At 61.6% G+C, this 13,671-nt stretch carries 11 protein-coding genes; 3 read left to right on the forward strand and 8 right to left on the reverse strand.

Features of this window, described 5'->3' with window-relative positions; all coding sequences use genetic code 11:
* Positions 1–14: 14 nt before the first annotated feature.
* Complete coding sequence (gene pcaC, locus HPQ64_RS03135; protein WP_172886917.1) at positions 15–404, reverse strand: 4-carboxymuconolactone decarboxylase; 390 nt, start codon at positions 402–404, stop codon at positions 15–17.
* On the reverse strand, positions 401–1,192 hold the full coding sequence (gene pcaD, locus HPQ64_RS03140) for a 3-oxoadipate enol-lactonase (RefSeq protein ID WP_172886918.1): 792 nt from the start codon (positions 1,190–1,192) through the stop codon (positions 401–403). The genes pcaC and pcaD overlap by 4 nt, the downstream gene beginning before the upstream one ends.
* A 110-nt stretch (positions 1,193–1,302) precedes the next feature.
* On the opposite strand from pcaD, the gene pcaQ reads away from it, so the two are divergent.
* Entirely contained in the window at positions 1,303–2,259 is a 957-nt protein-coding gene (gene pcaQ, locus HPQ64_RS03145) for a pca operon transcription factor PcaQ (protein WP_172886919.1), read from the forward strand.
* A 240-nt stretch (positions 2,260–2,499) separates the two neighbouring features.
* Here the strand turns inward: pcaQ and HPQ64_RS03150 are convergent, their stop codons facing one another.
* The 5 genes from HPQ64_RS03150 to HPQ64_RS03170 form a co-directional block, all read right to left on the reverse strand.
* Entirely contained in the window at positions 2,500–3,501 is a 1,002-nt protein-coding gene (locus tag HPQ64_RS03150) for an ABC transporter ATP-binding protein (RefSeq protein ID WP_172886920.1), read from the reverse strand.
* Positions 3,494–4,504 carry an ABC transporter ATP-binding protein gene (locus tag HPQ64_RS03155; RefSeq protein ID WP_172886921.1) on the reverse strand — a complete coding sequence of 337 codons (1,011 nt, stop codon included), beginning with the start codon at positions 4,502–4,504 and terminating at the stop codon, positions 3,494–3,496. Before HPQ64_RS03155 ends, HPQ64_RS03150 begins: the two co-directional genes overlap by 8 nt.
* An 11-nt stretch (positions 4,505–4,515) precedes the next feature.
* Complete coding sequence (locus HPQ64_RS03160; protein ID WP_172886922.1) at positions 4,516–5,454, reverse strand: ABC transporter permease; 939 nt, start codon at positions 5,452–5,454, stop codon at positions 4,516–4,518.
* A 3-nt stretch (positions 5,455–5,457) separates the two neighbouring features.
* Positions 5,458–6,435 (reverse strand): ABC transporter permease, encoded by a 978-nt coding sequence (locus HPQ64_RS03165; protein WP_172886923.1) that lies wholly within the window; start codon positions 6,433–6,435, stop codon positions 5,458–5,460.
* Between the two features lie 263 nt (positions 6,436–6,698).
* Positions 6,699–8,291 carry an ABC transporter substrate-binding protein gene (locus HPQ64_RS03170; protein WP_172886924.1) on the reverse strand — a complete coding sequence of 531 codons (1,593 nt, stop codon included), beginning with the start codon at positions 8,289–8,291 and terminating at the stop codon, positions 6,699–6,701.
* Between the two features lie 268 nt (positions 8,292–8,559).
* Between HPQ64_RS03170 and argE the strand changes: the two genes are divergently transcribed.
* Complete coding sequence (gene argE / locus HPQ64_RS03175; protein ID WP_172886925.1) at positions 8,560–9,732, forward strand: acetylornithine deacetylase; 1,173 nt, start codon at positions 8,560–8,562, stop codon at positions 9,730–9,732.
* 419 nt (positions 9,733–10,151) lie between these two features.
* Positions 10,152–12,026: a tetratricopeptide repeat protein gene (locus tag HPQ64_RS03180; RefSeq protein WP_172886926.1), complete on the forward strand. Its 1,875-nt coding sequence runs from the start codon at positions 10,152–10,154 to the stop codon at positions 12,024–12,026.
* A gap of 225 nt (positions 12,027–12,251) precedes the next feature.
* Here HPQ64_RS03180 and HPQ64_RS03185 read toward each other — a convergent pair whose 3' ends face one another.
* Positions 12,252–13,460, reverse strand: a complete 1,209-nt coding sequence (locus tag HPQ64_RS03185) for an acyl-CoA dehydrogenase (RefSeq protein WP_172886927.1) — start codon at positions 13,458–13,460, stop codon at positions 12,252–12,254.
* Between the last annotated feature and the right edge of the window lie 211 nt (positions 13,461–13,671).

Genomic DNA, 13,671 nt, shown 5'->3' on the forward strand with positions numbered 1-13,671 from the left:
ATTTTTCTGGTACGTCATTCCGGCGCTTCGCCCGCTTCGGGTTCGAAGACGGATTTCGCGATCCTGAGCGCGCGGTTGGCCGCAGGCACGCCGGCGTAGACCGCGACATGCATGAGCGCCTCGCGCACATCCTCCGGCGTTGCGCCCGTGTTCGCCGTCGCCCGGCAGTGCATGGCGACCTCCTCATCATGACCGAGAGCGGCAAGCAACGCGATGGTGATCAGCGAACGCTCGCGCTTCGTCAGCGCCTCGCTCGCCCATACCGTGCCCCAGGCACCCTCGGTAATCAGCGTCTGGAACGGCTCGTCGAAGGGTGTCTTGCGTGCTTCTGCGCGGTCGACATGCGCATCGCCCAGCACGCTGCGGCGCGTGCGCATGCCCGTCTCGAACCTTGTCTCGCTCACGCGCCGAACTCCCTGAAAAACGGAACGATCACCCCGGCGACCTTTTCAGCCGCCTCGACACATGGAAGATGACCCACGCCCTCGATCTCGACATAGCGCCCGTTCGGAATCGTGGCCGCGCACGCCTGCACGAGGTCGGGCGGGGTGGAGCCATCCTCCGAGCCGCCGATGCAAAGGGCGGGCGCATGGATCGTGCGTGCCTTCGCCGTCAAGTCCGCATCGCGGATCGCAGCACATGCATCGGCATACCCGCGAGCCGGCGTGCGTGTGAGCATGTTGCGCCAGAGTTTTACTTCCTCGCTCCGCCTGGAGCGGAAATCGAGCGAAAACCAGCGCTCCATGACGCTATCGCCAATGCTTTCCAGCCCGTCGCCCAGGACCGCGTCGATCCGCGCCTGCCACATGTCCCGCGTGCCGATCTTCGGTGCGGTGTTGGAAAGGCAAAGGGCGGCCACACGGTCCGGATGATCGGCGGCGAGCGCCTGGGCGATCATGCCGCCGACGGAAAGCCCGACGACATAAGCCTTTTCGGCGCCCGCGTGATCGAGCACGGCAAGCAGGTCATGCGCATGATCCTCGATCGACATTTCGCGGCCCGTTTCGGACAACCCATGGCCGGCGGTGTCGTAACGCACGATCTTCCAGTTTCGGGGCAGCAACGCGACAAGCTCGTCCCAGATGCGGAAATCCGTGCCGAGCGAATTGGAAAAGGCCACCACGGTTTCACCGTCCGAACGCCCTTCGACCCGAACGTTAAGCACGCGCCCATTCACCCATAAGGACTGCACTCTGATTTCCTCCCGAACCTTAAGGTTCTTGCCTTTCACAAACTTTGACCTGTACGATAGGTAATGTAAAATGACATTTTTAGGCTATTTCATAACATACAGGAATGTAAATGCTCTTCGACCCCCGTATAAAGCTGCGCCATCTGCAAGCCTTTCTTGAAGTGGCCCGCCGCCAGAGCCTGACAGCGGCGGCAAGCACGCTCAACATCACCCAGCCGGCCGTTTCCAAGACGATCAAGGAGCTTGAGGACATCCTCGGTGCGACCCTTATGGAACGCAGCCGCGCCGGCGTGTTCCTGACGGCCGAAGGCGATATCTTCCACCATTATGCCAGCATGTCCGTCGCAGCGCTTCAACAGGGGCTCGACGGCATCGAGCAGGCGCGCTTCGGCTCGGACAGGCTCTTGAACGTCGGTGCGCTGCCGAGCGTGGCCGCAAGCATGATCCCGCAAGCGGTTTCGAACTATATGCAAAAAGGCATCGGGACGCCGCTTTCCATCGTCACCGGGCCGAACGGGCACCTGCTCGACCAGCTTCGCGTCGGCGCACTGGATGTCGTCGTCGGCAGGCTTGGCCAGCCCGAAGCGATGCAGGGGCTGAGCTTCCAGCAGCTTTACACCGAACACGTGAGCCTGGTGGTGCGCCCCGGCCACCCGCTGACGAGGGAACCGAATATCGCGCGGCTTCCCGAATTCACCGTGCTCTACCCCAACCGTTCCGCCGCGATCCGCCCGCTGGTGGAGCGGCTGATGGTGGCGAACGGCATCGGCAATCTGCCGCGCCGCGTAGAGACCGTGTCGAACGCCTTCGGACGCACCTTCACGCGGTCGAGCGACGCCGTCTGGATCATCTCGCAAGGGGTGGTGGCGACCGACCTGAAGGAGGGAACACTGGTGGAACTGCCGCTCGACACTGCAATCACGCTTGGCCCCGTGGGCGTGTCCTTGCGGACGGACGAGCCACAGACGCCGGACCTGATGCTTTTCACCGCAAGTCTGCGCGAGGCGGCGGAGGAACGTGGCGTAATCGCAGGAGAAATTCTCGACGCAACAAGATTTCGCAGATGACGGAGGACTGGGGGCGTAGACTTTCGTCACGTCATCGTCCGCGCCGGCGAAGCTGTGCAAGTGGTCACCCTCACCCCGTCCCTCTCCCGCCAAACTCGGGTGTTCCCGCGTTTGGAAGATAAACGGCGAAGTCGGAAACATCCGACTTCGCGGAGAGAGGGGACGCAGGCCGCGCTTTCTTGCCGAATAATCAAGCGGAACACAATGGCGATACGCCAAAAAAGGCAGGGCGAAGGCCTCTCATCCCCCATCATTCAAATGACAGGCCGAATGGCGGCCGGGCGCGATTTCCTTCAGGGCGGGCGCCTCGCGCTTGCAGCGCTCGAACGCAAACGGGCAGCGCGGGTGGAAGTGACAGCCCGGCGGCGGGTCAAGCGGAGAAGGGATCTCCCCCTTGATCGGCTGGAACTGGCGCTTGCGCGTATCGATGCGCGGAACTTCCGCCAGCAGGGCCTTGGTATAGGGATGGTTCGCTTCGCGGAATAGCTCATCCGTCGGCGCGGTTTCCACCACGCGGCCCAAGTACATGATCACCACGCGGTCCGACAGATGCTCGACCACGCCAAGGTCATGCGAAATGAAGAGATAGGTGAGGCCGAGATCGGCGCGAAGGTCCATGAAAAGATTCAGGACCTGCGCCTGGATTGAAACGTCAAGTGCTGCAACGCTTTCATCGCAGACCAGAAACTCCGGCTTTACGGCGAGCGCACGGGCGATGCCGACACGCTGACGCTGACCGCCCGAAAACTGATGCGGGTAACGGTCTCGAAAGCTCGGATCGAGGCCGACACGCAAGAGCATGTCGTCAACGTAATCCTTCACGCCCGCGCCTGAGACGAGGCCGTGCACACGCGGCGCTTCGCCGACGATATCTCGCACCCGCATGCGCGGGTTGAGCGAGGACATCGGGTCCTGAAAGATCATCTGCACCTTGAGGCGCGCATCGCGCTGCACTTGCGCCGAGGCCGTTTCGACATCCTCACCCCGCCAGAAGAGCTTTCCTTCGCTTGGCGCGTGAATGCCGGCGACGACGCGGCCGAGCGTCGACTTTCCGCAGCCCGATTCGCCGACGAGACCGACGACCTCGCCCTGCTTTACGGAAATCGAGACATCGTCGACCGCATGAACGACCTGCTCCCGACGATCCGCGCCGAAAAGGTTGACGAGCTTTTCCGCCGCATCGAGCCGCCGGACGAAGCGCTTTGAGACATTTTCGAGCGCGAGAATCGGAGTTTCACTCATTGAAGGTCAGATCGATTTCCTGGCCGTCGTTTTCGGCGATGAAGGGATGATGGCAGCGGGCGGCGCGCGAGGGAGCGAACCTTTCAAGCTGCGGCATGACGCGGCAGGCATCATCCGCGCGCGGACAGCGCGCGGCGAAGGAGCAGCCCTCCGGCAGGTGAAGGAGCGACGGCGTCATGCCCGGGATCTGCGACAGGCGCGCGCCGCGGCGATTGTGGCTCGGCACCGAGCCGATGAGCCCATGCGTGTAAGGGTGAAGGGGCGCGTCCAGCACCCGGTCGACCGGGCCTTCCTCCACCACGCGGCCCGCGTACATGACCGCCAGACGGTCCGCCAGCCCGCCGACGACGGCAAGGTCATGCGTGATCCAGATCATCGCCAGGCCGGTTTCCGCGCAAAGCTTCTGCACCTCGTAAAGGATCTGCGCCTGAATGGTGACGTCGAGCGCCGTCGTCGGCTCGTCGGCGACGATCAGGTCCGGCTCGTTCAAAAGCGCGATGGCGATCGCCACGCGCTGGCGCATGCCGCCCGAAAACTGATGCGGATAGGACTGCAGCCGCTCGTCCGGCGAGGGGATGCCGACGCGTACAAGCGCTTCGCGCGAACGCTGGCGCGCGGCATCTTCCGAGACATCCTCATGCGCACGGATCGCCTCGATCATCTGCGTATCGACGCGCAGGACCGGATTGAGCGTCATCATCGGGTCCTGGAAGATCATCGCGACCTTACGCCCGCGTATCCGGCGAAGCTCGGCTTCGGGCTTGCCGACAAGCTCCTCGCCATTCAGCCTGATCGAGCCTGAGACGATCCTGCCCGGGTGATCGACGAGGCCGAGAATGGAAAAGCCCGTCACCGTCTTGCCCGACCCGGATTCGCCAACGAGGCCCAGAACCTCGCCCCGGTCGACCGAAAGCGTGACGCCGTCAACCGCCTTGGCTACGCCCGCCCTGGTGAAGAAATGCGTCTTGAGGTCCGTGACCTGTAAGGTGGGAGCATTACTCATGATTTTCCGGCTCACTTCTGCAAGCGCGGATTGAGAACATCGCGCAGCTGGTCGCCCACCATGTTTATGGAAACGATGGTGAGAAGAAGCGCCAGGCCCGGAAAGACGGAAATCCAGTATTTGCCGGAGATCATGTATTCGAACCCGTTGGCGATCAGCAGGCCCAGCGAAGGCTCCGTCTGCGGCAGGCCGACGCCGAGGAAGGAAAGCGTGGCTTCAAGCGCGATGGCGTGCGCCGTCTGCACCGTGCCGACGACGATGAGGGGCGCAAGGCAGTTCGGCAGGATATGGCGGAACATGATGCGCGCATGCGACAGGCCGAGGCTTTGCGCGGCTTCCACATATTCGCACCGCCGCTCGACAAGAGCCGAGGCGCGCACCGTGCGCGCGTAATAGGCCCATTGGGCGACGACGAGCGCGATGATGATCTTGTCGATCCCCTTTCCCAGGATGGCAAGGAGGATGAGCGCGACGAGAACCGCCGGCAGCGACAATTGAAGGTCCACCACGCGCATGATGAGCGTTTCCGTGCGCCCGCCGACATAAGCCGCGACCAGGCCGATGGCCATGCCGACGAAAAGCGCAATCACCCCGGAAGCAAGGCCAACGGAGATAGAGATCCGAAGCCCGTAAAGAATCGCCGACAGGAGGTCCCGGCCCGCGCCATCCGTGCCGAGCCAATGGGTGTAGCCGGCGAAGTTTTCGCTCCCCGGCGGCAGGCGCGCGTCAAGCACGGAGACGGTGGCGAGATCGTAAGGATCCTGCGGCGAGATAACGGGCGAGAGGAAGGCGACGACTATGATCGCGGCGAGCAGCAGGGCCGCCCCCGTGGCAAGCCGGCTGGCGGCGAAGTCGGACAGGAAGCGCTTCAACGGCGCTTCCGCCGGCGGGGCGGGAAGCGGGGCGATTTCCCTTGCGGCGGGCTGTTTTCCGGCATCCGTCACGGCCATGGCTCAGGCTCCCCTGTCGCCGAGCCGCACGCGCGGATCGAGAATGGAATAAAGGATGTCGACGATCAGGTTTATGACCACGAAGAGGAAGACGATCATCATGAGATAAGCGACGATGATCGGCCGGTCGAGCTGCTGGATCGCCTCGATCAGGAGCTTGCCCATGCCGGGCCATGCGAAGACCGTTTCGGTAACCACCGAAAAGGCGATCAGCGAGCCGAACTCCAGCCCCAGCACGGTGACGACCGGAATGAGGATGTTCTTCAGGAGATGGACGCCGATGATGCGCCGGGTGGAAAGCCCCTTGGCGCGGGCGAACTTTATATAGTCCATATGGATCGCCTCGCGCGTGCCGGCGCGGGTGAGGCGAATGACGAGCGAGATCTTCAAAAGCGCGAGGTTGAAGGCTGGAAGCAACAAATGCTCCAGCCCGTCAAGCGTGAGAAACGACACCGGCACGCCGAAAAGATCGACCGTATCTCCCCGCCCCGTCGACGGCAGCCAGCCAAGAATGACGGCGAAGACCATGATCAGCATGATCCCGACCCAGAAGGTGGGCAGCGAAAAGCCCAGGATGGAGCCCGCCATGATCGATTTGGAAACGGCGCTGTCGGGATAAAGCCCGGCATAGAGCCCGAGCGGAATGCCGAAGACGACGGCCATCAAGAGCGCGGTGAAGGCAAGCTCGAGCGTCGCCGGCATACGCTCGATAATGAGGCCGAGCGCGGGCTCGCCGAAGACGAAGGACGTGCCCAGATCGCCCTGCAACGCGCTCAGGACGAAATAGCCGAACTGCTCCCAGATCGGCCGGTCGAGGCCGAGCGCACGCGTGACCTCCTCGATGTCGTGCTGGTCCATGTCCGGCGAGACGAACATCCACACCGGATCGCCGACAAGGTGGATGCCGAAGAAGACAATCACCGCCATGGCGACCATGACGAGCGCGCTCTGCATAAGGCGCCGCAATATGAAGACGCTCATTGTTCAGTCTCTTCGGTTAAAAACCACCCTCACCCCGGCCCTCTCCCACCAAACTCGGGTGTTCCCGAGTTTGGACCGGAAATGGCGAAGTCGGAAACATCCGACTTCGCCGGGAGAGGGGGCGCAAGAAGCGCCGCCTCGCCAGAGTCAGTTTACGGATTGAGGGTGCCTCGATAGCGGATTGCCTGCCTCACGCGCCTTCACCTCTCCCTTGAAGGGAGAGGTCGGTGCGCAGCACCGGGTGAGGGTGACGGTCCTCGCCCCTATTCCTTCACCACACCGTAGGCGACCGTGTATTCATCCGTGCGCGGGATGTACTTCAGCCCCTTGCGGCTTGCCCAGGTGTTGACCTGGTAGTGGATCGGGATGATCGCGTAATCGCCGATGGCCATCTCGGTCGCCTTGGCGAGAAGCTCCGCGCGCTTCTCGTCATCGACCTCGGCAAGGGCTTCCTCGATCACCTTGTCCACTTCCGGGTTGGAATAGCGGCCGCGGTTGGCCGTGCCCATGCCCTTGTCCTTGTCGTGGGTGGCGATGAGCGCGCGAAGCGGCGAAGACGCCTCGCCCGAGCCGGCACCCCAGCCGACGAGAATGAGCGAGAACTCCGGCAGACCGTCCGCCCCCGTCGAAGCACGCGAGAAATAGACCGAGCGCGGCAGCGTCTCGACCTCAGTCTTGATGCCGACGCGCGTCAGCATCTGCGCGATGGCCTCGACGATCTTGGCGTCGTTCACGTACCGGTCGTTCGGACCGTGGATCGTGAGCTCGAAGCCGTCCGGCACGCCCGCTTCCGCGAGCAGGGCCTTTGCGGCGTCCGCGTCATAGGCATCGGGCGTCAGATTTGGCGACACGCCGAAGAAACCCTCGGGCAGAAGCTGGCCGGCGGGGATCGACAGACCTTCCATCACCCGATCGCGAATAAGCTCGCGGCTGATCGCCTTGGAGATCGCCTCACGCACGCGAACGTCCATCAGCGGGTTCTTGATGTCACCGCCGCCATTCGCCTTCACGAAGGGAGAATTCTCGCGGAACTGGTCGATATGGAGATAGATCACGCGGTTCGACACGCCCTGCGAAAGCGTGACGTCGTCGCGCGCTTTCAGCGTTTCGATATCCGTCGTCGGAACGGAGGCGATCACGTCGACGTCACCCGCAAGAAGGGCGGCAACGCGCGAGGGGCCGGACTTGATCGGCTTGATCGTCACCTTTTCCCAGGTCGGCTTTTCGCCCCAGTAATCGTGATTGGCCGCAAGCACGATCCGGTCGCCCGGAACGTATTCCACGAACTTGAACGGCCCGGTGCCGGCGGCTGCCTTGCCGGAGTTGAAGTCTTCCGTTGAGGCGTCACAGCCGGTTTCATTCGAGACGATCGCCACGTTGCCAAGGTCGTTGACCATCAGCGGATAGGGCGCATCCGTCTTCACGTGGACGGTATAGTCGTCCACCTTCACGAAGGTCTTGCCCTTCGTATAGGTGCCGAAGCCCGCCGGCGAATTGGGCACGTTGGGCGCGCGCTCGAAGGTACAAAGCACGTCATCGGCGGTGAAATCCGACCCGTCGTGGAATTTCACTCCCTGGCGCAGCTTGAATTCCCAGGTGGTGTCGTCAATGGGCTGCCACGATACGGCAAGGCCGGGCTCGAAATTCTGCCGCTCGTCCGGATTGGCGAGACGGTCGAAAATCTGAAAACCCAATTGGTTGTTCGGCCCGAGATTGTGAAAATGCGGATCGATGGAGGTGGCTTCCGCCCCAACGGCAATGGTGAGATCCTCGGCGAGCGCGGGTGCTGCGAAACCGGTGGCGCCAACGACCGCCACCGCCGCGGCGGAGCGCAGCAGCAGGTTGAAATGCTTCATTTTTAACTCCCCTCTGATGGCAGTCCGCCCCGGGAGGAGCAGACTTCCAGCCGACAACACCCTCACATTCGCCGCCCGATTTCTTGTTTTGACGGGTTCTCGGCATGTCGGCGCATCAGCTTGTCGGAAAGGCTATTATGCTATTTTATTCAGGCCAAACGAAAATCGACTACGAATGTGTGAAACTTGACCGCCGGGTGAAATTCCCCACTTTTCTCAAGAAGATGAAAGCTGCGCGCAGCCCCCGCCCGAACAGCGAGCCCCCGAATTGACCGCCACCGAAAGAGCTTCCCCTTCCGCCAGGGATATCCTCAAGGCTCTCGTCTCATTCGACACGACGAGCCGCAATTCCAACCTTGCGCTGATCGACTGGGTGGAGAGTTTTCTCAAGGAACGCGGTATTTCCTCCACCCGCATCTACGACGAGACGGGCGAGAAGGCGAACCTTATCGCGACCATCGGCCCGGCGGAGGTGCCGGGCTACGTGCTATCCGGCCATACGGACGTTGTGCCGGTGGACGGGCAGGACTGGTCCCACGACCCGTTTGACCTGATCGAGCGTGACGGCAAGCTTTACGGGCGGGGCTCCTGCGACATGAAGGGGTTTCTGGCCTGCTGCCTCGCCCGCGTCGACGCGGTGCGTGCCGCCGACCTGAAGAAGCCGTTTCACCTTGCCTTTTCCTATGACGAGGAAGTGGGCTGCAAGGGCGTGCCGTCCCTCATTGAAAAAATGATGGAAACGCTGCCGAAACCCGAAGCTTGCTTCGTCGGCGAGCCGACGGAAATGCAGGTGGTGCTGGGGCACAAGTCGAAACGGTCGCTCAAGGCAATCGTCACGGGCAGGCCGTGCCATTCCTCGCTAGCACCCGAAGGGGTGAACGCAATCGATTATGCGGCGAGGCTGATCCTGAAAATCCGCGAGATTTCGGAACGGCTGGAAGGCGGGCCACGGGATCACCTCTATGACGTGCCTTTTTCGACCGGGCATACCGGCACGATTTCGGGCGGAACCGCGCTCAATATCGTGCCGGAGACTTGCGAATTCCAGTTCGAGTTCCGCGTGCTGCCGAGCGAGGATGCCGACGCGCTGGTGGACGAGGTGAAGCGCTTTGCGGCGGACGTACTGGAGCCGGAGATGAAGGCGAAAGCGCCGGAAACGGGCATTGCCTTCGAGTGGATCTCATCCTTTCCCGGCCTCGACACCAGCCCGGAAGCGCCGGTGACGGCACTGACCAAGCGCCTTGCCGGCAAGAACGACCACTCCAAGGTCGCCTATGGCACGGAGGGCGGACGCTTTCAGGAACTGGCGGCGATCCCGACCGTCGTCATCGGCCCCGGCTCCATCGCCCAGGCGCACCGGGCAGATGAGTTCGTAGCGGTCTCGGAGCTCGACAAATGCGAGGCGTTTATTGATCGATTGATTGAGGAGGCGGGGAGGTAAGAAGCGGCGCTTCGGAACCTGACCGGTTCACCGCTTTCCTGCGAAGGCCCGAAATCGGATCATGTCGCGGCTGCACCGCTCAGCCTGAATACCTCCAGCGGCTCCCTGATACCCTTCAGGCTTATCTCGCCCCTCGATTCAAGCCGATAGGCATCCTCCACCGCGACACCGGCCCGCGGACCGGGAAGAATATCGCCGTCCTCGGCCTCGTCGCTCGGGCGGGCGGCAAGGTTGATCGCCTTGCCAGATGCGGGTGTTGGCAGGGCTGCATCAGCACTGCCCGCCAGCGATCGACAGGGAACATTGATGACGGCAACTGGCGTCCTTTGACAATGACCATACGCGGATACGGCGCACTAGTTCGTCAGCATAGATTCCTCGCCGATATAGGATTAGCGTAATGAGCGAGGAGTTCGCTTGTGGAACGACGTCTTGCTGCAATTCTGGCGACTGACGTAGTTGGCTATTCGCGTCTCATGGGCGTGGACGAGAGCGGCACCCTGGCAGCGCTCAAAGCCCGGCGCGCCGAACTGATCGATCCGAAAGTTGCGCAGTATAACGGGCGTATCATCAAGCTTATGGGCGACGGCGCGCTGATGGAGTTTCCCAGCGTCGTAGATGCCGTGACCTTCGCCACGGAAATGCAGTTGGAAATGCGCCGGCGCAACGCTGACCTCACCGAGGATCAGCGGATACATTATCGCGTCGGCATAAACATCGGCGATGTTATTGTCGAGGACGATGATATTTTCGGTGATGGGGTCAACATTGCGGCAAGGCTTGAAGGTTTGGCTGAGCCTGGCGGTATCTGCATCGGACGTAATGTGCGTGACCAGATTCGCGACAAGGTTGATCTCAACCTCGAGGAACTTGGCGAGATCAAGGTCAAGAATATTGCCCGGCCAATCCGTGCCTTTCGCGTACTACTGGATGAGAAGGCATCGGCGCTATCGACGCCTGTCGTGGCAGTTCCTTCACTGCAGCCACGCAACCGGAAGCCCAAAATCTTCATGGCTCTTGGTTTGCTGGCGGCGCTGCTCGGCGGTGTAGCCTGGTGGCAACTTGCGCCCCGCTCCAGCTCAGATACCGCCAATGGACCGGTGCACGACTTGCGAACCGAAGCAACCTCAATCGCGGTGCTGGCGTTCAAGAACTTGTCCGGTGATGCCGATCAGACCTACCTGTCTGATGCAATTGCCGAAGACATCACCACCGAGCTATCCCGCTTTGGCAATCTGTTCGTGATCTCTCGTGAATCTGCCTTCTCATACAGGGAGCAGACGAAAACCGCCAAGGAAATCGGGCAGGAACTCGGCGTTCGCTATCTCCTTGAAGGCAGCGTGCAGCTTGGTGGCAGCCATATACGTGTGACGGTCCAGCTTGTCGATACGCGCGAACAAAACCACGTTTGGGCCGAAAAATACGATCGAGAGGTAACCGACATCCTGGTCGTGCAGGACGATATCGTTCGTTCGGTGGTGACGGCCCTTGGTGAAAAGATTTGGCTTGAGGCAGCGGAAAGCCTGCGGAGCAAACCACTCGAGAGTTTCGAAGCCTACGACTTCAGCCTTCGAGGTTCCAAAGCACTCCACAAACTTACGAAAGATTCAAACCAGGAAGCGCGCCGCCTTTACAAGAAAGCTCTGGAACTTGATCCCAAATTGCCGGACGCTCACCTGGGCCTCGCCTGGACCTACTATCTCGACTACGACGCGCAATGGACCGATACGGGAACCGAGGCCCTCGATCAGGCCTACCGCTTAGCGCAGATGGCCAATGAGGAAGGGGCCCCCGGTTACGAAGTTCATCGCCTCTTCGGACAAATCAGTGCGGCGCGCGGGGACCATGAGAAGGCCCTTCAACATATTGCTCGAGCCGTAGAACTGAACCCCAACGACGGGGACTTGCTGGCTACCCGGGCTATGCTTCTGAGGGACGATGGCCAGTTCGAGGAGGCACATAAGTGGATTGAGGATGCGATACGCCGCAATCCCCATCATCCGGACTGGTACGGCTCGGTATTGTCGGCGATTCATTACCTGGAAAAGGACTACGAAGAGGCCATATCGGTCCTGAACAGGGCAAAGTCGCTTGCCATCTGGGATCACCTGATCCTGGCTGCGAGCCACGCTCAGTTGAGCGAGATCGAGAAGGCCCGGCAGCATGCAAGCGAGGTCCTTGAGATCAATCCCGGTTTTTCCATTGCTCGGATCACGCCAAGAATCGAGTACCGCAGACAGGAAGACAGGCAGCATTATCTGGATGGCCTGCGCAAAGCGGGTCTGCCGGATTAGAACCAGTTTCCGCTTCGGTACAGACTTACACTTCGCGACCGGATGACCGCGCCTCCATTGCACATGTCCTGAAAGTCTAAAACGGATCCGATACCGCCTTTCGGCAAACGGCCGCATCGCCAGGTTATCGCCCGGTGGACAAGGCTGAACTGATTCAAATCACGCGCCAAAAGGGCGGCGGTGTCACCACCGCCGCCCTGTTCAATTCAACCGCTGAGCTCGCGATCAGAAAAACGCCTGAAGGCCCGTCTGGGCGCGGCCGAGGATCAGCGCGTGGATGTCATGCGTGCCCTCGTAAGTGTTGACGGTTTCCAGGTTCTGCGCGTGGCGCATGACGTGATATTCCTCCTGGATGCCGTTGCCGCCGTGCATGTCCCGCGCCATGCGGGCGATGTCCAGCGCCTTGCCGCAGTTGTTGCGCTTGACGATGGAGATCATCTCCGGTGCGGCGCGGCTTTCGTCCAGCAGGCGGCCGACGCGAAGCGAGCCTTGCAGGCCGAGGGTGATTTCCGTCTGCATGTCGGCAAGCTTCTTCTGGAAAAGCTGCGTCTGGGCGAGCGGCTTGTTGAACTGCTTGCGCTCCAGCCCGTAGTTGCGCGCGCGGTGCCAGCAGTCTTCCGCAGCGCCCAGCGCACCCCAGGAAATGCCGTAGCGCGCACGGTTGAGGCAGCCGAAGGGGCCTTTCAGGCCTGAAACGTTGGGCAGCAGCGCATCCTCACCCACCTCGACACCATCCATGACGATCTCACCCGTGATGGAGGCGCGAAGCGAGAGCTTTCCGCCGATCTTCGGCGCCGAAAGGCCGCGCATGTCCTTTTCCAACACGAAACCGCGGATCGCGCCGTCATGGGCATCCGACTTCGCCCAGACGACGAAGACATCGGCGATCGGCGAATTGGAGATCCACATCTTGGAGCCCTTGATGCGGTAACCGCCGTCGATCTTTTCAGCGCGCGTGCGCATGCCGGCGGGATCGGAACCTGCGTCAGGCTCCGTCAGGCCGAAGCAGCCGACGAATTCGCCGGAAGCCAGCTTCGGCAGGTATTTCTTGCGCTGCTCCTCCGACCCGTAGGCGAAGATCGGGTACATGACGAGCGAGGACTGCACGGAGTTCATCGACCTATAGCCTGAATCCACACGCTCGATCTCGCGCGCGACCAGACCGTAAGACACGTAGGACGCACCGGCGCAGCCGTATTCCTCCGGCAGGGTGATGCCGAGAAGGCCAAGCTCGCCCATCTCGTAGAAGATGTCGCGGTCGGCCTTTTCGTTCGCATAAGCTTCAAGCACGCGGGGCTGGAGCTTGTCCTGTGCGTAGGCACGCGCGGTTTCCATGATGAGGACCTCGTCCTCGTTCAACTGATCGCGCAGCAGGAACGGGTCGTCCCAGGCGAAGCTGCCGCCGCCTGTCGGGTCGGAATGATGTTTGCTCATGGTGGTTTCCTCGTCGCCTTCTTGCATGGCTCCGCCTGCCGAGCGGCGGCTTTTCCAAGATAAATATGGCAGATCGCCGTGCCGCGCCAAGCCGCAACGCCGCCAAACGGCAAGTGGCGGGCGAATTTACGGCGGATTTCGGGTGCCGGACTCTTGCCTCTCGCGCGCTTTGCGAAAAGTGATATGTTCTCCCGACTTCATGAAAAGATGG

Source organism: Hongsoonwoonella zoysiae (assembly GCF_013266695.1).
Lineage (GTDB): Bacteria > Pseudomonadota > Alphaproteobacteria > Rhizobiales > Stappiaceae > Hongsoonwoonella > Hongsoonwoonella zoysiae.

Excerpts from the sequence above, each read along its gene's own strand:
- pcaQ (WP_172886919.1), top strand. The coding sequence starts at position 1,303 with ATGCTCTTCGACCCCCGTATAAAGCTGCGCCATCTGCAAGCCTTTCTT.
- HPQ64_RS03150 (WP_172886920.1), bottom strand. The coding sequence starts at position 3,501 with ATGAGTGAAACTCCGATTCTCGCGCTCGAAAATGTCTCAAAGCGCTTC.
- HPQ64_RS03155 (WP_172886921.1), bottom strand. The coding sequence starts at position 4,504 with ATGAGTAATGCTCCCACCTTACAGGTCACGGACCTCAAGACGCATTTC.
- HPQ64_RS03160 (WP_172886922.1), bottom strand. The coding sequence starts at position 5,454 with ATGGCCGTGACGGATGCCGGAAAACAGCCCGCCGCAAGGGAAATCGCC.
- HPQ64_RS03165 (WP_172886923.1), bottom strand. The coding sequence starts at position 6,435 with ATGAGCGTCTTCATATTGCGGCGCCTTATGCAGAGCGCGCTCGTCATG.
- HPQ64_RS03170 (WP_172886924.1), bottom strand. The coding sequence starts at position 8,291 with ATGAAGCATTTCAACCTGCTGCTGCGCTCCGCCGCGGCGGTGGCGGTC.
- HPQ64_RS03185 (WP_172886927.1), bottom strand. The coding sequence starts at position 13,460 with ATGAGCAAACATCATTCCGACCCGACAGGCGGCGGCAGCTTCGCCTGG.